Raw genomic sequence first — 21,061 nt, 5'->3', positions numbered from 1 at the left:
TATGACGGGAACCGGCTAACCGACCGGCACCGGCTCCTTGTGCCCGGCCGGCGCCTCCCGCACCGGTTCGTCGTCGAGCAGTTGCTGCTCGTCGAACGGCCGGTCCCCGGCGAGCACCGCCTCCAGCTGTGGCCGGTCGACCTCGCCGACCCAGGTGCCGACCAGGACGGTGGCGATCGAGTTTCCGGCGAAGTTGGTGAGCGCCCGCGCCTCGCTCATCATCCGGTCGATGCCGACGATGAAGCCGACGCCGCCCACCAGGTCGGGGCGGTGCGACTGCAGCCCGCCGGCGAGCGTGGCGAGGCCGGCGCCGGTGACCCCGGCGGCGCCCTTGGACGCGATGATCATGAAGACCAGCAGTGAGATCTGCTGCCCCAGGCTGAGCGGCTTGTCGAGCGCGTCGGCGATGAAGAGCGACGACATCGTCAGATAGATCGCGGTGCCGTCCAGGTTGAACGAGTAGCCGGTCGGGACGGTGATGCCGACGACCGGGCGCGAGACACCCAGGTGCTCCATCTTGGCGATCAGCCGCGGCAGCGCCGACTCCGACGACGACGTCGACAGGATCAGCAGGAACTCCCGCCCGAGATAACGAAACAGCTTGAAAACATTGACTTTTGCCACGAACCAGAGGATCGCGCCGAGCACGCAGAAGACGAAGAGGAAGCAGGTGATGTAGAAGGCGATCATCACCACCGCCAGGCTCTGCAGTGCCTTCCACCCGGTGGCGCCGACCACCGCCGCCATCGCGCCGAAGGCGCCCACCGGCGCGACATACATGATCATCGCCATCAGCCGGAAGACGAGGCGTTCGACGTGCTTGATGCCGACCAGGATCGGCTCACCGGCCTTGCCCATCTTCTGCAGGGCGAAGCCGACCAGCAGCGCCACCAGCAGCGCCTGCAGCACGTTGCCCTCGGTGAGCGACGACAGCAGCGTCTTGGGGATGACCCCGAGGATGAAGTCCTGCGTCGAGCCGGCCTCGGCGTCGACCTGCTTGTGCCCCGCGGCCTGCAACTCCTGGGTCAGGTGCAGCCCGTCACCGGGATGGATGATGTTGCCGACCACCAGACCGATCGCGAGCGCGACCGTCGACATCGCCACGAAGTAGCCGAGTGCGAGACCACCGACCTTGCCGACCTGGGTGGCCTTGCGGACCGAGCCGATGCCGAGCACGATCGTGCAGAAGATGATCGGCGAGATCATCATCGTGATCAGGCTGACGAAGCCGGTGCCGAGCCACTTCAGCGAGACACCGAAGTCCGGCCAGATGAAACCGACCGCCGCGCCCGCGATCATCGCGGCGATGACGGCGAGGTAGAGATAGTGGGTGCGGTCCTTGCGGCGTTGCACCGGTTGCGCTGCCGGAGCGGCTGTGCTCATGAGAGTCTCCAAGTCGGACGGATCGGGGCACGTCATACAGTGCGGTCGGAAGTGATGCGGGTCACGTTTGTGTTCATTGAGTTCACGGGTCGGGTATGTCCGTGACCACTGCCCGGCGCCCCCGCTCCCCCGCCCGGTGGAGCCTCGCGGCGCAGACCTTCGCCCTGCAGGCGGCGATCGCGCTGCTCGTGGTCGGGCTCGGCACCGGCGCGGCCTATCTGCAGGCGCGCAGTGCGAGCAACCGGCAGGCGACCGCGCAGGTGCTGTCGGTGGCCGAGTCGGTCGCCGCCACCCCGCAGGTCGCGCAGGCGCTCTCCACCACCGACCCGTCGGCCACCCTGCAGCCGCTCGCCGAGGCGGTGCGCCGCAGCACGCACACCGACTTCGTGGTCGTGATGAGCCCGACCGGTCGCCGCTACACCCACCCGGATCCGGCGCAGATCGGCAAGCAGTTCGTCGGGCACATCGCGGACGCCGGCCGCGGCGGCCAGGTCGTCGAGGACTACACCGGCACGCTCGGCCCCTCGCGCCGTGCGGTCGTGCCGGTGACGTCGGGCGGCCGGGTCGTCGGGCTGGTCGCGGTCGGCGTCGCCAAGTCCGCGGTCGCGGCGCGGGTGCGCGACCAGTTGCCCGCGCTGCTGCTCGCCGGCCTCCTCGCGGCGGCGCTCACCGGTCTCGGCACCGTGCTGGTCGCCGCGCGGGTGCGCCGCCGCACCCGCGGCCTCGGGGCCCGCCAGCTGCAGGAGGCGACCGACTATCACGACGCCGTGCTGCACGCGGTCCGTGAGGGGCTGCTGCTCACCGACCCGCACGGCCGGCTCCGGGTGGTCAACGACGAGGCGGCGCGCCTGCTCGGTCTGCCCGCAGACGCCGTGCAGCTGCCCACCGAGCAACTCGGGCTGCCCGCCTCGATCGAGCAGGTGCTGACCGACGGCCTTCCGCGCGAGGACGAGCTGCACGTCGCGGGCGGTGCGGTGCTGGTCGTCAACAAGGCCGCCGCGACCTGGCGCGGCGACGTGCTCGGGTATGTCGTGACTCTGCGCGACCGCACCGAACTCGAAGGATTGACAGGGGAATTGGACTCCGCACGGAGCCTGGCGACCGCGCTGCGCGCGCAGGCGCACGAGTCGAACAACCGGCTGCACACCATCGTGTCGCTGATCGAGCTGGGGCAGCCGGAGGAGGCCGTGGAGTTTGCGACCGGACAGTTGCAGCACGCGCAGCGGCTCACCGACACCGTCGTCGAGTCGGTGACCGGTGAGCCGGCCGTCGCCGCGCTGCTGGTCGGCAAGACCGCCGAGGCGCACGAGCGCGGCATCGACCTGGCGATCGACGCCGGCGAGGTGTGGCCACCGACGGACGCGACCAGTCACGACCTGGTGACGATCGTGGGCAACCTGGTGGACAACGCGTTCGACGCGGTCGCGGACAACGAGAGCGAGCGACGGGTGAGCCTCACCGGCGAGCGCGACGGCGACGACCTGGTGCTCACCGTCAGCGACAACGGGCCCGGACTGACCGAGGCCGAGCGGGACGAGGTCTTCCGCCCCGGCTTCTCCACCAAGGCCACCGACGGGCGCGGCATCGGGCTGGCGCTCGTCGCGCAGACCGTGCAGCGGCTGCACGGGAGCATCGAGGTCTACACCGGCCCGGGCGCCGGGCGGTCCGGGGCGCTCTTCGAGGTGCGGCTGCCGGTCTCGAGGGACGCCCGATGAGGACGCTCCGGGTGCTGGTGGTCGAGGACGACCCGGTCGCGGCGCGGGCCCACACGTCATACGTCCAGCGGGTGGCGGGGTTCGAGGTGGCGGCCACCGTGCAGACGAGCGCCGATGCGCTGCGGGCGTTGCAGCGCGAGGACGTCGACCTGGTGCTGCTCGACATGAACCTGCCCGACCGGCACGGCCTGGAGGTGGTGCGCGCGATGCGCGCCGCGGGCCACACCGCGGACGTCATCGCGGTCACCTCGGCGCGCGAGCTGGAGGTGGTGCGGTCGGCGGTGTCGCTCGGGGTGGTGCAGTACGTGCTCAAACCGTTCGTCTTCGCCGGGCTGCGCGACCGGCTCACGGCATACCTGGAGTATGCCGCGGCGAGCGCCGGTGAGCTCGACACCCAGGCCGACGTCGACCGGATGCTCGGCACGCTGCGCCACGAGCCGGCCGAGGACCTGCCGAAGGGGCTGTCGCGGGAGCTGCTGGACCGGGTCACTGCCACCCTGCGCGCGGCCGACTCCGGTATGACGGCGGCCGAGCTCGGGGTGGCGCTCTCGGTCAGCCGAGTCACCGCCCGCCGCTACGCCGAGCACCTCGCCGGCCGCCGGCTCGCGACCCGCGGCACCCGTCCCACCCGCGCCGGGCGGCCGGAGGTGGAGTATCGCTGGCGGGCGTAACCCGCGACCGTCGCGACTTCTGCACGCCTCGGGCCAGTTCCGCGTGCGCACCCCGCAACCGTCGCGACTTCTGCACGCCCCAGCCCACTTCCGCGTGCACACCCCGCGACCGTCGCGACTTCTGCACGCGCGCCCGCAGCACGTCCCAGCACCCCCGACGCGCTCAGCTCTCCGGGGCGTCGTCCTCGAGCTCGTATCGCGGCACGCCGAGGGTGATGACGAAGGTGATCACCGCAATCAGCCCGACGGCCGCACCGATCGCCGGTGCGCCGGAGGTGGCGAGGGTCAGCCCGGTGATCGCGGCCAGGCCGTTCCAGAGCAGCGACGGGGTGCGGGCGACGCTGCGCTCACGCCAGAAGCCGAACGCGAGCAGCCCGCCGCACACCGCGAGGGCGAGCACGGTGGCCGCCTCGGTGAGCGCCCGGGCGGTGTCGCTGCTGTTCCCGGTGAGGGTGACGACGATCAGCACCAGGGCCAGGATCACCAACACCGCCGTCTGCACGGCCATCAGGGCGGCGGCAAGGCGCCAGAAGGACATCGTCCGGCGGGAGTTCGCGGTCACGTCATGCACCGTATGCGTAGACCCGCGGCGGCGCGCAGCCGGTGGTCGCCATACCCGGTCGCCACGTCGCCAGAGGTCGCCACACCGGGTCGCCATACCAAGGCAGGTGAGCCGGAATCACCCGGCGCGTGTCGCCCCGGTCAACTCTGGGTGAACCCGATGTGATCGATACCTCACCTTCGAGGGCGAATTTCTGACCCAAAGCACTTGTGGAGTGTTGTTCGAATCTGTGAGAGTTGGGAACAGCGTGTGACGTGCCCGCGTTGATTTGACGCAAGTGGCACTTGCCGTCAAGGCCACCACACCATCCCCATACGGACCGATGCCGCTCCGTGCCTTCGTGCGCATGCGGCTGATGCAAGGAGCAGAACCACATGGATTGGCGCGACCGCGCTGCGTGCTTGGACGAGGACCCGGAGCTGTTCTTCCCGATCGGCAACACCGGGCCCGCCCTGCAGCAGATCGAGGACGCCAAGCAGGTCTGCCGGCGTTGCGAGGTCATCGACACCTGCCTCAAGTGGGCACTGGAGTCCGGCCAGGACGCCGGAGTCTGGGGCGGTCTGTCCGAGGACGAGCGGCGCGCTCTCAAGCGCCGCAACGCCCGGGCTCGCCGCGCCGGATAACACTGGACAGCACCTGCGAAGCGTTCACCCACTACCCATATCCCCCCGCAGCCGCGCGACGAAACGCACCCGCGTTCCGCGCGGCTGCTCTGCGTGCCAGGTGATCTCCCCCCGCAGGTCCTGCACGAAGGACCGCACGATCTGGATGCCGAGCCCGGAGGTCGCCGGGCTGAAGTCCTCCGGCAGTCCCGAGCCGTCGTCGGTGACGGTCACCGTCAGCAGTTCCTGACCGGTCTCGTCCACGCTGCGGGCGGCATCCAGCACCACCCGCCCACCGTGGGTGGCGAAGCCGTGCTCGATGGCGTTCTGCACCAGCTCGGCGACGATCATCGCGACCGCGGTGGCGTCGTCGGAGTGCAGCATCCCGAACTCGCCGGTCAGCTCGGCCTGCACCCGCTCCTGCGAACGGTTGCTGATCTCCACCGCCGACCGCAGCGCGCCCGCCGCGATCTCGTCGAACGGCGTCGTGTCGTCCAGCTCTCCGCTGAGCGTCTCGTGCACGGTCGCGATCGTCGCGACCCGCCGCACCGCGCCGTCGAGTGCCGCCCGCGCGCCCGGGTCGTCGAGCCGCCGCGCCTGCAGGCGCAGCACCGCGGCGACCGTCTGCAGATTGTTCTTCACCCGGTGGTGGATCTCCCGGATCGTGGCGTCCTTGCTCAGCAGCTCGCGCTCCCGGCGGCGCAACTCGCTGACGTCGCGCACCAGCAGCACGGCGCCGATCCGGCGGCCGTTCTCCGACAGCGGAATCGACCGGGCACTGACCGACGCACTCCGTGACTCCATCTCGGTGCGCCACGGCACCCGGCCGGTCAGCACCATCATGAGCTCCTCGTCGACCGGGCCGCGTTCGGGCAGCACGTCACCGAGCACCGACGCGAGCCGCACCCCGATCAGCTCCCCCTCGTAGCCGAGCCGGTGGATCGCCGACACCGCGTTGGGGCTGGCGTAGGTGACGTTGCCCTCGGCGTCCAGCCGCAGCACGCCGTCACCGACGCGCGGCGCGCCGCGGCGACCGGCCGGGGCCGACGCCGGGTCGGGGAACGCGCCGGTGGCGATCATCCGGGCGAGGGCGTCCGCGGTCGCCAGATAGGTGACCTCCAACCGGCTGGGTGTGCGCATCGACGCCAGATTGGTATGGCGGGTCAGCACCGCGACCGGCACGCCCCGCTGCAGCACCGGGATCGACTCCTCGCGCACCGGCAGGTCGTCGCGCCACATCGTCGACTGCGACCGGACGATGCGCCTGCCGTCATACGCCTCGGCGACCGGGCGCACCCGGGTGTGGTCAATGGCGGCGCCGACCAGGTCCTCCACGAACACCCCAACGCCCGTGGTCGGCCGCACGTGCGCGGCCGCGACCCAGTTGCCGCCCCGCGTCGGCACCCACAGCACCAGATCGGCGAACGACAGGTCGGACAGCAACTGCCAGTCGCCGACCAGCAGGTGCAGCCACTCACGCGCCGACTGCGGCAGGTCGGTGTGCTCGGTGAGCACGTCGTTCATCGACGGCATGCCGCGAACCTACCCGGCGGCCGCCGGGCCGCCTGCTACCGGGCCGAGCCGGACCGCACCACCGAGCGCAGCGTGCGCAGCGCCACCGACAGCGGGGCGAGCCCCGGCTCGTCGAGGTCGGCGACCCCGACCAGCGCCTGCTGCGCACGGTTGATCGAGTCGGCGTTGGCCTCCGCCCAGGTGTCGAGCCGCTCGTCGGCGGTCGCGTCGGCCGGGGTGTCGGCGATCACCGCCGCGGTGAACGAGTCGAGCACGGCATAGAGGTCGTCACGGACCGCGCCACGCGCCAGGGAGTCCCAGCGGTCGTCGCGCGGCAGTTGGGAGACCGCGTGCAGAATGCGGTCGATGCCCAGCCGCTCGGACAGCTTGAAGTAGACCTCGGCCACGTCCGCCACCGGTGTGCCGGTGCGGATGGCCTGCTCGGTGATGTCGAGCAGCGAGTAGGCGTCGAGCAGCGCCGCCGCACGCCCGGCCAGCTCCTCCGGCACGCCGCTTTCGACCAGCTCGTCCCGGCTCCGCTCCCAGCGTTCGCGCTCCCCGCCCTGCAACAGGTCGGGCAGCTTCGGCGCGAGCTGCGCGATCACCGGCTTGAACCGCTCGATCTCGGCGCCGACGTCGAGGTGCGCCGGCCGGCTGTGCACCAGCCACCGGGTGGCCCGGTCGATCAGCCGCCGGAACTCCAGGTAGAGCGGCGTCTGGGCGTCGGTCGGCACCTTGTTGTCCAGCGCCTCGACGCCGGACACGAACCCGGCCATGTCGAACGCCTCGCGGGCCACGACATAGGCCCGCGCCGCCTGCTCCGGGGACGCGCCGGTCTCCTCGGCGAGCCGGTAGCCGAAGGTGATGCCGCCGCGGTTGATCATCGAGTTGACCACCGAGTTGACCACGATCTCCTTGCGCAGCGGGTGCGCGGTGAGCTCGTCGGCATACTGCTGCCGGATCGGCGCCGGGAAGTATGACGTGAGCGTCCCGCCGAACCAGGGGTCGTCGGTCAGCCCGGAGTGGCTGAGGTCGGCCTTGAGAGCCAGCTTGGCGTAGGCGACCAGCACCGAGAACTCCGGCGAGGTCAGGCCCGTGCCGGCCGCGGCCCGCGCGTCGATCTCGCTGTCGCTGGGCAGGAACTCCAGCTCGCGGTCCAGCTCGCCGCGCTCCTCCAGCCAGCGGATGAGCCGCTGGTGGACCGGCAGCATCGCGTGGGTCTGCGCCCGCGCGTTGCCGAGCAGGGTGTTCTGCTCGTAGTTGTCCCGCAGCACCTGCAGCGCGATCTCGTCGGTCATCGAGTGCAGCAGCGTGTTGCGCTCGTCGAGGTCGAAGCGGCCACGACGCATGAGGTCGGTGGCCAGGATCTTGATGTTGACCTCGTGGTCGGAGGTGTCGACGCCGGCGGAGTTGTCGATCGCGTCGGTGTTGACCCGCACGCCGTGCTGCGCGGCCTCGATGCGGCCGAGCTGGCTGGCGCCGAGGTTGCCGCCCTCCCCGATCACCTTGACCCGCAACTGTTTTCCGTCGACCCGGATCTGGTCGTTGGCACGGTCGCCGATGTCGGAGTTGGCCTCGACGGCCGACTTCACGTAGGTGCCGATGCCGCCGTTCCAGAACAGGTCGACCGGCGCGAGCAGGATCGCGTGGATCAGCTCGGTCGGCGTCATCGCGGTGGTCCCGGCGGGCAGATCGAGCGCCTCCCGCACCTGCGGCGTGATCGGGATCGACTTCGCCGTGCGCGGGTAGACCCCGCCGCCCTGCGAGATCAGCGACGTGTCGTAGTCGGCCCACGACGACCGCGGCAGGTCGAACAGCCGGCGGCGCTCGGCATACGAACTGGCGGCCACCGGGTCGGGGTCGAGGAAGATGTGCCGGTGGTCGAACGCGGCGACCAGCCGGATGTGCTCGGACAGCAGCATGCCGTTGCCGAAGACGTCACCGCTCATGTCACCGACGCCGACGACGGTGAACTCCTCGGACTGGGTGTCGACGCCCATCTCGCGGAAGTGGCGCTTGACCGACTCCCACGCGCCGCGGGCGGTGATGCCCATCGCCTTGTGGTCGTACCCGGCCGAACCGCCCGAGGCGAACGCGTCGTCCAGCCAGAAGCCGTAGCTCTGCGCGACACCGTTGGCGATGTCACTGAACGTCGCGGTGCCCTTGTCGGCGGCGACCACCAGGTAGGTGTCGTCCTCGTCGTGCCGCACGACGTCCTTCGGGGGCACCACCTCACCGGACACCAGGTTGTCGGTCACGTCGAGCAGTCCCGAGATGAACAGCTTGTATGACGCAACGCCCTCGGCGAGCCACGCCTCGCGGTCGGCCGGGTCCGGCAGCTTCTTGGCGACGAAACCACCCTTGGAACCGGTCGGCACGATGACGGCGTTCTTGACCATCTGCGCCTTGACCAGACCGAGGATCTCGGTGCGGAAGTCCTCGGGCCGGTCGCTCCAGCGCAGGCCGCCGCGGGCGACCTTGCCGAAGCGCAGGTGCACGCCCTCGACGCGCGGGCCGTAGACCCAGATCTCGAACATCGGCTTCGGCTCGGGCAGCCCCGGCACCCGCTTGCAGTCGAGCTTGAAGCTCATCACCGGGCTGGGGTTGCCCTGCTCGTCCCGCTGGAAGACGTTGGTGCGCAACGTCGCCCGGATGACACCCATCATCGTGCGGATGATGCGGTCGTGGTCGAGGCTGCTCACGTCGTCGAGCGCGGTCTCCATGCGCTGCACGATCGCGGCCTGCGCCGCCTCGCGGTCGGTGTCCTGGCGGGCACCGGCACCGGCGCGCGCCGGGTCGAAGCGGGCCTCGAAGAGATCGACGAGGGACCTCGCGAGATCGACGTTGCCCCGCAGCGCCTGCTCGATGTAGTTCTGGCTGAAGGTGAACCCGATCTGCCGCAGGTACTTGCTGATCGCGCGCAGCACCGCGACCTGGCGGGAGGTGAGCCCCGCGCGCAACACCAGCGCCCCGAGGCCGTCGCTCTCGGCGTCGCCCTCCCACACCGCGCGGAACGCCTCCTGGACGCGGTCGCGCACCCGGGCCAGCGACGCGTCGTCGGTGCCCCAGAGCGCGGCGTCGTCGGCGCGCAGGCCGAAGTCGTAGACGTGCACCACGACGCCGTCGGCGCGCTGCATCGAGTAGGGGCGCTCGTCGGTGACCTGCACGCCGAGGTCGGTGAAGACCGGCAGCACGTCGGTCAGGATGACCCGGTCGCGGCGGAACAGCTTGAACCGGCGCTCGCGCGGGTCGGCGCTCTTGGGGTCGCGATAGAGCGTGAAGAGGGTGTGCTCGTCGGACTCCAGGGCTTCGATGCGGCGCAGGTCGGCCACACCCTGGCGCGGGCTGAAGTCCTCCTTGTAGGCCTCCGGGAAGGCGCGGGCGTAGAGGCTCATCACCCGCGCCGACGCGTCCTCGCCGTCCTCCTCGGCCGCGACGGCACCGAGCCGCTCACCCCAGGTGCGGCTGTTCTCCAGCAGCTTGGCGTGCAACTCGTCGTCGTCGACCTCCGGCACGTCGGCACCGGGGCGCAGCCGGACCACGAAGTGGATCAGCGCGAGCGCGGAGTCGGCGATGCGGGTGGTGTAGTCGACGCTGTCGGCGTCATATGCCTCACGCAGCAGTTGCTCGATGCGCAGGCGGACGCTGGTGTTGTAGCGGTCGCGGGGCAGGTAGACCAGCACCGAGACGAAGCGGCCGAACTCGTCGACGCGGCGGAACAGCTGCGCCTGGCGGCGCTCCTGCAGCCGCAGCACCTGGGTGGAGATGCGGTAGAGCTGTTCGCTGGAGGTCTGGAAGAGCTCGTCGCGCGGGTAGTTCTCCAGCACCTGGAGCAGGTCCTTGCCGGAGTGGCTGTCGGGTGAGAAGCCGGTGCGGGCGATCACCTTGGCGACCCGTTCGCGCACGACCGGCACCCGGCGCACCGACTCGGTGTAGGCGCTGGAGGTGAACAGCCCGAGGAAGCGCTTCTCCCCCGTGACGTTGCCCTGGTCGTCGAAGGTGCGGACGCCGATGTAGTCAAGGTAGGTCGGCCGGTGCACGGTCGACCGGGAGTTGGCCTTGGTGATCGTGAGCAGCTGCGGCTCGCGGGCCGTCGCGCGGCCGTTGGGGGTCAGCCTGCTGAACGACTGCGACGCGGGCTTGTCGTAGCGCAGGATGCCGAGGCCCGAACCGGGCTTGATGCGCAGCACGTCCTCGCCGTCGACCGTGTCGAGCTCGTACTCGCGGTAGCCGAGGAAGGTGAAGTGGTTGTCGGCCAGCCAGCGCAGGAAGCCCTGGGTGTTGTCGACCGCCCATCCGGGCACCGACGAGGGGCGGTGCGCGTCGAGGTCGGCGATGACCTGTTCGCACTCGCCCTGCATGCGGTGCCAGTCATCGACCGCGACGCGCACGTCAGCCAGCACCCGGCGTACGGCGTCCAGCAGCTCGGTGTCGTCGGCGTCGTCGGCGGCGAGGTCTATCTCGAAGTGCATCCACGACTCGGCGATCGGTGCGAGGCCGTTCCCGGTCGACGGCGGCAGCTCGTCGGTGTCGTAGATCTGCACGAGATTGCCGGCCGCATCCCGCTGCACGAACATCTGCGGGTGGATCAGCGCGTGCACGTCGCGGTCGCGGTGCGCGAGCGCCGCGACCACCGAGTCGACCAGGAAGGGCATGTCGTCGGTGACGATCTGCAGCACCGTGTAGGGGCAGGACCAGCCGTCGGCGTCGGCACTGGGGTGGATCAGTTGCACGTCGGCGGTGCCGGGAGCGCGGTGCCGGGCCAGCTCCGTGTGCGAGCGGAGCACTCCGGCGAGGCGCTGCGGCCCGAAGGCGGCGATGTCCTCATCGGCAACGTGCCGGTAGTAGCGCTCGAGCAACCAGGGTGCCGGCGGCTCCCCGTGGTCGTCGCGTGCGCAGTCGCGCAGGATGGAAGTGCGGGAAGGTGTGTCCACGGACATAGATCGTCTTCGGCCCTCGTCGTGACTCGATCAGGGGCGACGTCGTTGTGGCCCCTGCGGCCAAGACTAGCCCCGGCGCCGCGTGACCGGGCGGCAGGTCCGGCGGGCCTGTGGGCGCCGCGATGCGTCCGCATTGCTTCGCCCACTATCCTGCCTCGAATGCAGACCAGCGACAGCACGCGCAGTGTTGCCCTGCTGGTCCCCAGATTGCTCGGTGTGCAGGCCGATCCGGCCGAGTTCGAGACCGCCGACGCGCTCGCCGAGGCGGTCGAGCGCGCCGCCGAGGAGCTGCTGCGCTGGCACGACGAGCTCGCCGACATCCGCCCGTGCCGGGTGTATGACGGCAGCCTCGCCCTCGGCGGCGACGCGGCGTCCGACAGCCCCACCCGGGCCAGCCGCCGGCTCGCCGAGCAGGTGAAATCCGGTGTGATCCCTGCTGATCCGGCCAGCATCGAGATCGCGTCCACCGAGTTGCGCGGCATCGCCTCGACGATCCGCCGGGTCGCCGGCGCGCGCGACGGCGACGATCCGGCCGGTGAGCACGGGCGGCAGATCGCGAGCGCGCTCGGCGAGCTCGCGGGCGCGCTGAGTGCGCTCGCCGAGACCTTGCGCGTGGAGATGCGGCGACTCGCCGGTGGCACCTCCGGCGGCGCCGACCAGGTCCTCGCCCGGGTGGTGCGCGCCGAGCACGCGGCGCGAGTCGCGGCCGCGGCTACCCTGCGGATATGACCACCAAGGAGGAGTCGCCGTGAAGATCGAGGAGACCTGGAGCTACGACGCCCCGGCCGACCGCGTCTTCGAGATGCTGCTCGACCCGAAGTTCCAGCAGGCCAAGTGCGAGGCAACCGGTGCGCTCTCCAGCACCGTCGACGTCCGCACCGAGCCGCCCGTCGAGGTCATCGAGACCCGCCGCGAGATGTCGACCGCGGGCCTGCCCGACAACGTCGCCAAGATCGTCGGCAAATCGTTGAAGATCATCGAGATTCAGCTCTGGGGGCAGCCCGAGGCCGACGGCGTGCGCACCGCCGATCTCGACGTCTCGCTCGGCGGCCTGCCGGTCAACTACGTCGGCAAGCTCACCATGACCCCGCAGGGCGCGACCACCACCATGCACCTGGTCGGTGACCTCAAGGCGCGCATCCCGCTCGTCGGTGGACGGGTGGAATCCGCTGCGGCACCGGCGATTTCGAACGGCGTGCGGATCGAGGCCGAGACCGGGGCCAGGTACCTCGCCTGACCGGCGGGCACGCGAAAGGCCCCGCAGCGCACGCGCTGCGGGGCCTTCGTCATACGGGCGTCACTGCATGTGCGGGTAGCTGTAGTCGGTCGGCGGCACGAACGTCTCCTTGATCGACCGCGGGCTGGTCCAGCGCATCAGGTTGGCCGCGGAGCCGGCCTTGTCGTTGGTGCCCGAGGCGCGGCCGCCGCCGAACGGCTGCTGGCCGACGACCGCACCGGTCGGCTTGTCGTTGATGTAGAAGTTGCCGGCGGCGAAACGCAGCCGCTCCTGCGCGTCGGCGATCGCCTCGCGGTCCTGGGCGATGATCGAGCCGGTCAGGCCGTAGGGGGCCACCGACTCCATCTGGTCCAGCACCTTGTCGTACTGCCGGTCGGGGAAGACGTGCACGGCGAGGATCGGCCCGAAGTACTCGGTCGAGAACACCGCGTTGTCCGGGTCGCCGACCTCGAGCACGGTGGGCCGCACGAAATAGCCGACGCTGTCGTCATAGGTGCCACCGGCGAGGACCTTGATGTCCTTGTGCGCGTGCGCCATGTCGAGCGCGTCCTTGTGCTTGGCGAACGCCCGCGCGTCGATGACCGCGCCCATGAAGTTGGAGAAGTCGGTGACGTCGCCCATCGCGATCGAGTCGGTGATGCCGACCAGGTCGGACTTGATCTTGCGCCACACGCTCGCCGGGACGTAGGCGCGCGAGGCGGCCGAGCACTTCTGCCCCTGGAACTCGAAGGCGCCGCGAATCATCGCCGTGCGCAACACATCCGGGTCGGCCGACGGGTGCGCCAGGATGAAGTCCTTGCCGCCGGTCTCGCCGACCAGCCGCGGGTAGGTGCGGTACTTGGTCAGGTTGGAACCCACCGTCTGCCAGAGGTTCTGGAAGGTCGGGGTCGAACCGGTGAAGTGGATGCCGGCCAGATCGGGGTCGGCGAGCGCGACCTTGGAGACGTTGATGCCGTCGCCGGTCACCAGGTTGATGACGCCGTCGGGCAGTCCGGCCGCCTCGAGCAACTCCATCGTCAGCTGCGCCGCACGGGTCTGCGTCGGCGACGGCTTCCACACCACGGTGTTGCCCATCAGCGCGGGCGCGGTCGGCAGGTTGCCGGCGATCGCGGTGAAGTTGAACGGCGTGATCGCGTAGACGAAACCCTCGAGCGGGCGGTGGTCGGTGCGGTTCCAGACGCCGCGCGAGTTGGCCATCGGCTGCTCGGCCATGATCGCCTTCGCGAAATGCACGTTGTAGCGCCAGAAGTCGATCAGCTCGCACGCGCTGTCGATCTCGGCCTGGGTCGCGGTCTTGCTCTGGCCGAGCATCGTCGCGGCGTTCATCCGGGCCCGCCACGGGCCGGCGAGCAGGTCAGCGGCCTTGAGCAGCACCGCCGCCCGGTCGTCGAAGGAGAGCGCACGCCACGCCGGCGCCGCCGCCTTCGCCGCGTCCACCGCGGCCTGGGCGTCGCCGACCGTGGCGTTCTTCATCGTGCCGAGCACCTTCTTGTGCGCGTGCGGCTGGCGCACCGCGATGGCACGGCCACCACCCATGACCCGCTTCCCACCGATGGTGTGCGGCAATTCGACCTGCTCCGAACCGATTTCGACGAGCGCGACCTCCAGCGCGGCACGCTCCGGGCTACCGGGCGCGTAGTCGAGTACGGGTTCGTTCACCGGTGCGGGGACCTGGGTCACAGCGTCCATCGATGCGGCTCCTTCGTGAAGATGTATGACGTAAGCGGTCATCCCATCCTCGCACCCGTGCAATCGCGCGGGGTGGGAGGAGTGCCAGGACTGTTCGGATCTGCTGACTTGCCACTCAGAAGTACTGAGGCCCGATCAGGACCGCTCAGGACTGCAAAAGCGTTCGTACGTCGGGCAGTTCGGTCACGTCATACCAGGAGAGCTCCAGATCGGAGTCGACGTCCCGCTCCCCCGCGGGGTCCAGCACGTGCAGGCTGGCGACCCACCGCAGCCGCACGTCGCCGAGCAGCGAGACCTCGGTGTCGACGTCGCCGTGCGCGCCCTCCCCCACCTGCTGTGGGTCGAGATCGACCGCCGCGACGACCCGCAGGTCGCGACCGGCGGCGGCGGTGGCGGCATCCTGCATCGCGAGGTACTCCAGCCCCTCGGCGTCTTCGTTCGGCTCGGACTCGCGCAGCTCCGGCGTCACCGCGTAACCGTGAATGCCCTTGCCGTCCAACACTTTCGACTCATCGAGTTGTGCCAGGGACGCGTCGTCCAGCGGTAGGTAGACGCGTCTGCGGCTGGTGGCGTCCTTCGTCATGCCCGAGCCTCCATCTCGTCCAGCAACTCGGTCAGGGCGTCGGTGACGCACTGGCCGAGCAGGTCCACGTCGGGCATCTGATCGCGGTCGGCGTTGAGCCCGAAATCGACCCGACCGTTGTAGGACGTCAACCCGATCGCCAGGGTCTGTCCCTTGGGCAACGGTATGACGGGGTAGGACTCGACCATCGGGGCCTCCCCGGCGTAGAGCGGTTGCTGCGGGCCCGGCACGTTGGTCACCACCAGGTTGAACATCCGCCGCGACATGGCGTTGCCGAGCCGGGCACCGAGCGAGTGCAGGGTGGGTGGCGCGAAGCCGGCGAGCCCGGCGATCGACGCCGCGTCGACGGCTGCGCTGCCGCTCTCGAGCTGCTGTTGCATCGCGAAGGCGATCTGGTGCAGCCGCATCATCGGCCGCGGCTCACCGACCGGCAGGTCCACGAAGGCCGGCATGACCTCCTCGTCGAGCTGTTCGGCGGCCTGTCCGCCGCGCACGCTGAGCGGCACGAGCACCCGCACAGTCTCGGTCGCGTCGACCGCCTCGCCGCGGGCGAGCAACCAGCCGCGCAGGGCTCCGGCGATGGTGGCCAGCACGACGTCGTGCACGGTGACCCGCTCCTCGCACGAGGCACGGATGCGGCGGTAGTCGGCCAGTGGGGTGGAGACCATCACGAAGCGGCGGTGCACGCCGACCGAGCGGTTGAGCGGGCTGGACGGCGCGGGTCGCGCGGTGGCCTTGGCGATCGCGCCGGCCGCCGCGGCCGCGGTCGCGGTGCCGCGACGGGCGATGCGGCACACCTCCCCCGATGCCGCGCTCACGCCGCCGCGGGCCAGCTCGACCACCCGCGTCGGGCGGCGCACCACGTCGACGGCGACCCCGAGCAGCAGCTCGAGTTCGCTCGGCGTCCGGGACGCGCGCCAGGTGTGCGGCACCGGCTGGTCGCGACCGGCCTCCGGGTCGACGATGATCTGGCCGATGTCGATCGCGTGGATGCCGTCCACCAGCGCGACGTGCGACTTGGTGACGATCGCGAAGCGTCCGCCCTCGAGGCCCTCGACGAGGTAGAGCTCCCAGAGCGGCCGGGTGGCGTCGAGCACGCGGGCCTGCACCCGGGCCACGAACTCCTCGAGCTGCGCGGTGCTGCCCGGGCGCGGGAGCGCGGCGCGGCGCACGTGGTAGCTCACGTCGAAGCCGCCGTCGTCGACCCAGACCGGCGGCAGCAGCCGGCCCGGCACCTGGCGCACCTTCTGCCGGTAGCGCGGGACGTAGGCGATGCGGTTGCTGACCAAGCTCACGAGGTTCTCGTACTCGAAGCCGCCGTCGGGCGGGTCGAAGATCATCACCGACCCGACGTGCATGGGCGTCGTGCGGTCCTGCAGGTAGAGGAATGACGCATCGAGGGCGCTCAGTCGATCGGCCACGGGGCCATAGTGGCACGCGGTCAGCGGCGCCCCGCGAAGCGCGACCGACGGGTGGTGACGGGTTGGCCGGTGAGTTGCCCGGCGAGCTCGGCGATCGCTCGCCGCGCCGGGGAGGACGGTGCCTTTTCGGCCAGCACCCGGCCGGCGAGAAGGGCGGCGTCCGTCGCGTCGCGGTCGTCGGGCACGAGCGTCAGCCGGGTGACACCGGCGAAACGTTGCAGCGCCTCGGTCACCCGGCGCTCGGGACTGCCGCCGACAGCCGCCGCCCGCACCCGGTTGGCGACCACGAGAGGCGGGTCGGCGGTGACCGCGCGCAGGTCGTCCAGACCGCGCACCAGCCGCTGCAGGCCGACCGGGTCGGCACTCCCGACCGCGACGACCGTCGTGGCCGCCCGGAGCGCGGCGAGGGTGGCGGCGTTGCGGCGCGGCGCCACCGTGTCGTAGCTCAGCTCCTCGTCCTCCTCGAGCGGCCCGGAGATGTCGATCACGACCAGCCGCGCGAGCCGCCGGCACTGCTCGACGACCGCGGTCAGCGCATCCTCGCGCAGCTCCGGCCACCGCTCCGCGCGGGGCAACCCGGTGAGCACCCGGAAGCCAGGTGCAACCTCCGGCGCGACCCCGGCCAGACTGTGCAGGTCGAGATGGCCGGAGTCGGCCAGCCGGGTGGCCGCGGCGATGCCCGGTGCCTCGTCGAGCAGCGCGAGGTGCTGTGCGACCGAGGCAGCATAGGTGTCGGCGTCGAGCAGGATCGCGGGCACGCCGGACCGCGCCGCCTCGGCCGCGAGGTTGACTGCGAGCGTCGTGCGCCCCGGCGCGCCGACCGGCCCCCACACGGTGACGACCTGGCCGGCCGTGTGCTCCTCGGCCGGGGCGCCACCGACGGCGTCGTCGCCGATGAACGGGTTGGTCGCGACGTATGCCGCGTCGGAGCCGCCCGCGGCCAGCGCCTCGAGTTCACGGTCGAGGTCAGCGGCCGAATCCCTCGTGGCGGCAGCAGGGTCCGGGCGTTCGGCACCGTGGGCACCGGCGGCCTGCCCGGCTGCCGTGGACGCCGACGACGCCGACGACGCGGCGGCGTGCACGGCGGCCGTGAGGTCGCGCACGGCGGCCCCGATCGGCAGCGAGGTCACCACACCCCACTGCTGCAGCACCCGCTGTTGCTCCTCGTCGCCGGCGCGGAACACCCCGACGATGCCGACCCCGGCGGAGCGCAGGTCGGCGAGGACGGTGCGGTCGAGGCCGGTGAAGTCGGGTGCGACGACGGCGACGTCCGCGCGGGCGGCGGCGCAGATCGCGAGCAGGTCGGCGACGTCCGGGCAACGGCGCACCAGTCGCACGTCGCCCGCGTTGCCGAGCGCCTCGGCAACGGTCGCCTCCCCTGCGGCACCGATGCCGGTGACCACGGTGACGCTCATCTACTCCCCCTTCAACGGCGAGCCGGCGACCGGCACGAGGTTGACCTTCGCGCCGGAGTTGACCGCGGCGAGCACGTCGGCGACCTTGTCGTCCAGCACCAGCACGTGCACCGCATCGGAGTCGGTCGCGACGGTCAGGCCACCGGTGCGTTGCGGCACCCGCGACACCACGGCACGGTCGAGCAGCCGCTGCGGGGCGTCGAAGGACTCCTGACCGGCCGCGCCCTTCTGCTTTGCCGACACCCACAGGTCCACGATGGAGCCCTTGACCAGATTGGTCGACTGGGACGAATCCACAGGAAGGGCAACGGCTTTCATGCGCACTGACGACGCCGCGCCGACCGCGGACCGTGGCAGCAACTCCCCGGGGCGCACCTCACGGAGCACCTCGCCCGACGGAAGCGGCGCACCGGCCCGGAAGTAGGTGGCGCCACCCTTGTCGATGCGCACCTTGACCGCGCGCACGTCGCCGGCGGTGATCGGCTGGCCGGGGACCAGGGGCCGGGCTGCCTCCAGGACCTCGACCGAGTCGTCGTAGTGGCGCAGCGCGGCCGCCCCGGCGAGCATCGCCACCAGGATCAGCAGCACACCGGCGACCAGCCGTGCGTCGCGCCACGAGGGTCGCTGCAAGCGGCCCGCGACCGGTCGCGGCAGCCCCTGGTCCTCTCCTGCGGCAGCGCCCGCTGCTGCTCGCCCCTTCTGCGCCATCCGATGTCTCCTCCGCTCGGCGGTCCACCGCTTCCGGTGGCCGGGCGGCCAGACTAGAGAGATTCGCGAAGGCGCCGCGGAAGTTATCCACAGGCTCGTATCGGCGGCTTGCGGATCATGCGCCACAATGGTCCGCACAACGACCGCAAGACCGAGAGGGAGTGCATCGACCGTGGCCCCACGCTTCGCATCGATCGCGGATGTCGCCGAGACGCTCAACATCTCCTCGCGGCAGGCCTACGGCTTGGTCACCAGCGGTGCGCTGCCGGCCATCAAGATCGGCAAGGCGTGGCGCATCGAGTTCGTCGAGCTGGAGGCGTTCATCCAGCGGCAGTACGAAGACTCGCGCTCCCGCATCGCCTCGGGTGAGTTCGCCGACACCGAGCCGGAGCCCGAGACCGAGGAATAACCAAGGAGCAGCGAAGGGCTGGTCTCCGGGCGGGACGCCCTGAAGCCACACCGGCGCGCCCTCCCCGCGGACCGGCCGGCTTCAGGCGCGGCGCACGATCGCGATGGCGGCGAACGGGATGACCCGGTGGCCGGTCAGGGCGGTCGGCCGGCGCAGCGCATCGGCCGGGTGCTCGGCGAGGTCGAGGTGATCCGATCCGACGCGGTCGATAGTGCCGGTGGCCAGTCCGCCGGCGATGTCGTGCACCGCGACCGGCGCCCGGTCCCGGGCGATCGCCCGTAGCGCCACCCCCAGCCCGAACCGCCGTCCCATGCCGCGGTCGTCGTCGCTGCGCACGGACAGCCCGGTCACCGAGAGCACCGCGGCGGTCGGCAGCAGCGCGGCGTGCCGCCCCTGCTCCTGTACCAGCAGCCACTCCCGGCCCAGGTCCTCCAGCGCCCCGCGCACCACTCCGGCGGCGGTCGCACAGGTGATCACCGTTCCCGCGGACCGCGCCGCGCGGTCCAGCCACGAGACGTCGGCGCGTTCGCGGCGGGTGCGGTCGGGCACCTCCGCCGCCTGCTCCAGCCGCGCCTCGGCGACCAGCTGTGCCTCGAGGTCGGCGAAGAGCTCCTGCCAGCGCATGCGGATCACCGTAGCCACCCGCCCGCCGCCATAGTGACAAAGGTCATCACCTGACATTGATCGACATCAAAAGGGGCAATCCGTAGACACCTGACCAATGCTGTGGTTAAGTGCAGTTAATGTCGTTTGTTGTCGGTTGATGACAGTTGTGCCGGGTCCGTCACCCGGCCCGGCCGGCAGCCGCTTTGGGGAAGGGGAAATCGTCATGCAGATCGTCATGCGGGCAGTCACGCAGGTCGTCACGCAGGTCGTCACGCGGTTGTTCACGCACCGGGCGCGCGCCGCCGCGCTCGGCACGCTCGCCACGGTCGCACTCCTCGTCGCGGTGGTGGCCGGGGCGGGCGGCGCCGCACACGAGGCACGCCGGCTCGGCACGCGCCTCTCGATCGCCCCGATCGACGCACTGCCGCTGGTCCTCTGGGGCGCCCTGGTGCTCGCGCTGCTCTGGGCGGCCACGCTGACCGCGATGGCCACCGCCGCGCTGACCCGTCCCGCGGAGGTCTACCGCGACCGGTCGGCGTCCAGCGGCTCCGGGCTGGTCGGCCGGATCGCCGGGGTGCTGCTCGCGGTGACCGCGTTCGGGGCGACGGGCGGCCTGTCCGCAGCGAGCGCCGCGCCGGCGACCGATTCTCCGGTGGCCGCGGCCCCGGCGGCCGCGGCCGGCGTCATACCCGATGCGAGAGCGGCCCACACCGCTCACGACCCGTGCGCGGTCGCCGAGGAGCCGCCGGTGCCCGGATGGCTACCGGAGCAACCGGCCCGCACCGCCCAGGTGGCGCGCGACTCCGCCGCCCTCGTCGCCGGATGCGCGGTGCCGGACCGGTCCGGCGAGGTGGTGGTGCGCCGCGGCGACAGCCTCTGGTCGATCGTCGCCGCCAGGCTCGGCCCGCAGGCCGACGCGACCGCGGTCGCCGGCGAGTGGCCCCGGTGGTATGCCGCCAACCGCGCCCAGATCGGCGACGACCCCGACCTGTTGCGGGTCGGCACCCGACTGCACGCACCCACCGCCCTCGAAGGGAAAACGCGATGAGCCTGCCCGCCTACTCCGCGCCGCTGCGGTTGCGTCCCGCGTCCGGCTGGGGGCCCCCGGCACTCGACGAGCAGGCGGTCGACCTGCTGTATGACGAGGCCGTCGCCCTCTCCCGCGACCAGCGCCGGGGCTACTCCCAGCCGACGCTGCGGGTGCACCTGCGGGCCGCCGACCTGGACCCGATGTTCGGACCCCAGGCCACGCAGCGCGCCGCACTCCCCGACCCGGAGCCGTGGCTGCGTCAGCTCGCGGCGGCGATGCTGGAGTGCATGACCGGCGTGCGCGCCCCGTCGCAGATCGCCCGCTGGGTCAGTCCCTTGGTGCTCGAGCGGGTCAACCGGCGCAACGTGATCGCCCGGCGCCGCGGCGCGCACCCCATCTCCCCGCCGCGGGTGCGCAAGGTGCACGTGTGCGAGCCGGACGACGGCGTCGCCGAGGCGAGCGTCGTCGTCCACCACCACGGACGGGTGCGGGCGATGGCGCTGCGAATGGTCGGCGTCGACGGCCGCTGGATGATCACCGCGATGGAGCTCGGTTAACCCTGCTGCCTTGTCGCCGCC

The 21,061-nt window shown here is 71.3% G+C and carries 18 protein-coding genes; 8 read left to right on the top strand and 10 right to left on the bottom strand.

What is annotated here, in order from left to right; translation table 11 throughout:
* Positions 1-15: 15 nt before the first annotated feature.
* Positions 16-1,383 carry a cation:dicarboxylate symporter family transporter gene (locus HJ588_RS13345; RefSeq protein ID WP_171156360.1) on the bottom strand — a complete coding sequence of 456 codons (1,368 nt, stop codon included), beginning with the start codon at positions 1,381-1,383 and terminating at the stop codon, positions 16-18.
* A 95-nt stretch (positions 1,384-1,478) separates the two neighbouring features.
* On the opposite strand from HJ588_RS13345, the gene HJ588_RS13340 reads away from it, so the two are divergent.
* The gene (locus tag HJ588_RS13340) at positions 1,479-3,098 is read left to right on the top strand and encodes a sensor histidine kinase (RefSeq protein WP_171156358.1); all 1,620 of its coding nucleotides are present in this window, start codon (positions 1,479-1,481) and stop codon (positions 3,096-3,098) included.
* Positions 3,095-3,769 carry a response regulator gene (locus HJ588_RS13335; RefSeq protein ID WP_171156356.1) on the top strand — a complete coding sequence of 225 codons (675 nt, stop codon included), beginning with the start codon at positions 3,095-3,097 and terminating at the stop codon, positions 3,767-3,769. Before HJ588_RS13340 ends, HJ588_RS13335 begins: the two co-directional genes overlap by 4 nt.
* A gap of 163 nt (positions 3,770-3,932) precedes the next feature.
* On the opposite strand, the gene HJ588_RS13330 is transcribed toward HJ588_RS13335, so the two are convergent.
* Positions 3,933-4,331 carry a hypothetical protein gene (locus HJ588_RS13330; protein ID WP_171156354.1) on the bottom strand — a complete coding sequence of 133 codons (399 nt, stop codon included), beginning with the start codon at positions 4,329-4,331 and terminating at the stop codon, positions 3,933-3,935.
* A 374-nt stretch (positions 4,332-4,705) separates the two neighbouring features.
* Here HJ588_RS13330 and HJ588_RS13325 point away from each other — a divergent pair, with 374 nt between their 5' ends.
* The gene (locus HJ588_RS13325) at positions 4,706-4,954 is read left to right on the top strand and encodes a WhiB family transcriptional regulator (RefSeq protein WP_123270792.1); all 249 of its coding nucleotides are present in this window, start codon (positions 4,706-4,708) and stop codon (positions 4,952-4,954) included.
* 24 nt (positions 4,955-4,978) lie between these two features.
* On the opposite strand, the gene HJ588_RS13320 is transcribed toward HJ588_RS13325, so the two are convergent.
* Positions 4,979-6,466, bottom strand: a complete 1,488-nt coding sequence (locus HJ588_RS13320) for a sensor histidine kinase (protein WP_171156352.1) — start codon at positions 6,464-6,466, stop codon at positions 4,979-4,981.
* Positions 6,467-6,501: 35 nt separating this feature from the next.
* Entirely contained in the window at positions 6,502-11,385 is a 4,884-nt protein-coding gene (locus HJ588_RS13315) for an NAD-glutamate dehydrogenase (RefSeq protein WP_171156351.1), read from the bottom strand.
* A 159-nt stretch (positions 11,386-11,544) separates the two neighbouring features.
* Between HJ588_RS13315 and HJ588_RS13310 the strand changes: the two genes are divergently transcribed.
* Positions 11,545-12,114 carry a hypothetical protein gene (locus HJ588_RS13310; protein ID WP_171156350.1) on the top strand — a complete coding sequence of 190 codons (570 nt, stop codon included), beginning with the start codon at positions 11,545-11,547 and terminating at the stop codon, positions 12,112-12,114.
* A gap of 19 nt (positions 12,115-12,133) precedes the next feature.
* Complete coding sequence (locus HJ588_RS13305; protein WP_171156349.1) at positions 12,134-12,622, top strand: DUF2505 family protein; 489 nt, start codon at positions 12,134-12,136, stop codon at positions 12,620-12,622.
* Positions 12,623-12,682: 60 nt separating this feature from the next.
* Here the strand turns inward: HJ588_RS13305 and pruA are convergent, their stop codons facing one another.
* The 5 genes from pruA to HJ588_RS13280 all read right to left on the bottom strand — a co-directional run bounded on the left by pruA (position 12,683) and on the right by HJ588_RS13280 (position 18,438).
* Complete coding sequence (gene pruA, locus HJ588_RS13300) at positions 12,683-14,311, bottom strand: L-glutamate gamma-semialdehyde dehydrogenase (protein ID WP_171156348.1); 1,629 nt, start codon at positions 14,309-14,311, stop codon at positions 12,683-12,685.
* A gap of 145 nt (positions 14,312-14,456) precedes the next feature.
* Entirely contained in the window at positions 14,457-14,894 is a 438-nt protein-coding gene (locus HJ588_RS13295; RefSeq protein WP_171156347.1) for a DUF6912 family protein, read from the bottom strand.
* On the bottom strand, positions 14,891-16,315 hold the full coding sequence (locus HJ588_RS13290) for a wax ester/triacylglycerol synthase family O-acyltransferase (protein WP_171156345.1): 1,425 nt from the start codon (positions 16,313-16,315) through the stop codon (positions 14,891-14,893). Before HJ588_RS13290 ends, HJ588_RS13295 begins: the two co-directional genes overlap by 4 nt.
* 20 nt (positions 16,316-16,335) lie before the next feature.
* Positions 16,336-17,730, bottom strand: a complete 1,395-nt coding sequence (locus HJ588_RS13285) for a CpaE/TadZ family protein (RefSeq protein ID WP_171156342.1) — start codon at positions 17,728-17,730, stop codon at positions 16,336-16,338.
* Positions 17,731-18,438 carry a CpaB family protein gene (locus HJ588_RS13280; RefSeq protein ID WP_171156340.1) on the bottom strand — a complete coding sequence of 236 codons (708 nt, stop codon included), beginning with the start codon at positions 18,436-18,438 and terminating at the stop codon, positions 17,731-17,733.
* 172 nt (positions 18,439-18,610) lie between these two features.
* On the opposite strand from HJ588_RS13280, the gene HJ588_RS13275 reads away from it, so the two are divergent.
* Positions 18,611-18,847 (top strand): helix-turn-helix domain-containing protein, encoded by a 237-nt coding sequence (locus tag HJ588_RS13275; protein ID WP_171156338.1) that lies wholly within the window; start codon positions 18,611-18,613, stop codon positions 18,845-18,847.
* 81 nt (positions 18,848-18,928) lie between these two features.
* Here the strand turns inward: HJ588_RS13275 and HJ588_RS13270 are convergent, their stop codons facing one another.
* The gene (locus HJ588_RS13270; RefSeq protein WP_171156336.1) at positions 18,929-19,471 is read right to left on the bottom strand and encodes a hypothetical protein; all 543 of its coding nucleotides are present in this window, start codon (positions 19,469-19,471) and stop codon (positions 18,929-18,931) included.
* 205 nt (positions 19,472-19,676) lie between these two features.
* Between HJ588_RS13270 and HJ588_RS13265 the strand changes: the two genes are divergently transcribed.
* Together HJ588_RS13265 and HJ588_RS13260 are read left to right on the top strand one after the other, a co-directional pair.
* The gene (locus tag HJ588_RS13265; RefSeq protein ID WP_171156334.1) at positions 19,677-20,501 is read left to right on the top strand and encodes a LysM peptidoglycan-binding domain-containing protein; all 825 of its coding nucleotides are present in this window, start codon (positions 19,677-19,679) and stop codon (positions 20,499-20,501) included.
* Complete coding sequence (locus HJ588_RS13260; protein ID WP_171156332.1) at positions 20,498-21,040, top strand: Rv3235 family protein; 543 nt, start codon at positions 20,498-20,500, stop codon at positions 21,038-21,040. The genes HJ588_RS13265 and HJ588_RS13260 overlap by 4 nt, the downstream gene beginning before the upstream one ends.
* The last annotated feature ends 21 nt before the right edge of the window (positions 21,041-21,061 follow it).

It is taken from the genome of Flexivirga aerilata (genome assembly GCF_013002715.1).
In the GTDB taxonomy this organism is placed as follows: Bacteria; Actinomycetota; Actinomycetes; order Actinomycetales; family Dermatophilaceae; genus Flexivirga; species Flexivirga aerilata.
This window is presented reverse-complemented; position numbering and strand designations above follow the sequence as displayed.

Bases quoted from the DNA above. Each gene is read 5' to 3' on its own strand.
- HJ588_RS13345 (WP_171156360.1), bottom strand. From the start codon at position 1,383: ATGAGCACAGCCGCTCCGGCAGCGCAACCGGTGCAACGCCGCAAGGAC.
- HJ588_RS13340 (WP_171156358.1), top strand. From the start codon at position 1,479: ATGTCCGTGACCACTGCCCGGCGCCCCCGCTCCCCCGCCCGGTGGAGC.
- HJ588_RS13335 (WP_171156356.1), top strand. From the start codon at position 3,095: ATGAGGACGCTCCGGGTGCTGGTGGTCGAGGACGACCCGGTCGCGGCG.
- HJ588_RS13325 (WP_123270792.1), top strand. From the start codon at position 4,706: ATGGATTGGCGCGACCGCGCTGCGTGCTTGGACGAGGACCCGGAGCTG.
- HJ588_RS13320 (WP_171156352.1), bottom strand. From the start codon at position 6,466: ATGCCGTCGATGAACGACGTGCTCACCGAGCACACCGACCTGCCGCAG.
- HJ588_RS13315 (WP_171156351.1), bottom strand. From the start codon at position 11,385: ATGTCCGTGGACACACCTTCCCGCACTTCCATCCTGCGCGACTGCGCA.
- HJ588_RS13310 (WP_171156350.1), top strand. From the start codon at position 11,545: ATGCAGACCAGCGACAGCACGCGCAGTGTTGCCCTGCTGGTCCCCAGA.
- pruA (WP_171156348.1), bottom strand. From the start codon at position 14,311: ATGGACGCTGTGACCCAGGTCCCCGCACCGGTGAACGAACCCGTACTC.
- HJ588_RS13295 (WP_171156347.1), bottom strand. From the start codon at position 14,894: ATGACGAAGGACGCCACCAGCCGCAGACGCGTCTACCTACCGCTGGAC.
- HJ588_RS13285 (WP_171156342.1), bottom strand. From the start codon at position 17,730: ATGAGCGTCACCGTGGTCACCGGCATCGGTGCCGCAGGGGAGGCGACC.
- HJ588_RS13280 (WP_171156340.1), bottom strand. From the start codon at position 18,438: ATGGCGCAGAAGGGGCGAGCAGCAGCGGGCGCTGCCGCAGGAGAGGAC.
- HJ588_RS13270 (WP_171156336.1), bottom strand. From the start codon at position 19,471: ATGCGCTGGCAGGAGCTCTTCGCCGACCTCGAGGCACAGCTGGTCGCC.
- HJ588_RS13265 (WP_171156334.1), top strand. From the start codon at position 19,677: ATGCAGATCGTCATGCGGGCAGTCACGCAGGTCGTCACGCAGGTCGTC.
- HJ588_RS13260 (WP_171156332.1), top strand. From the start codon at position 20,498: ATGAGCCTGCCCGCCTACTCCGCGCCGCTGCGGTTGCGTCCCGCGTCC.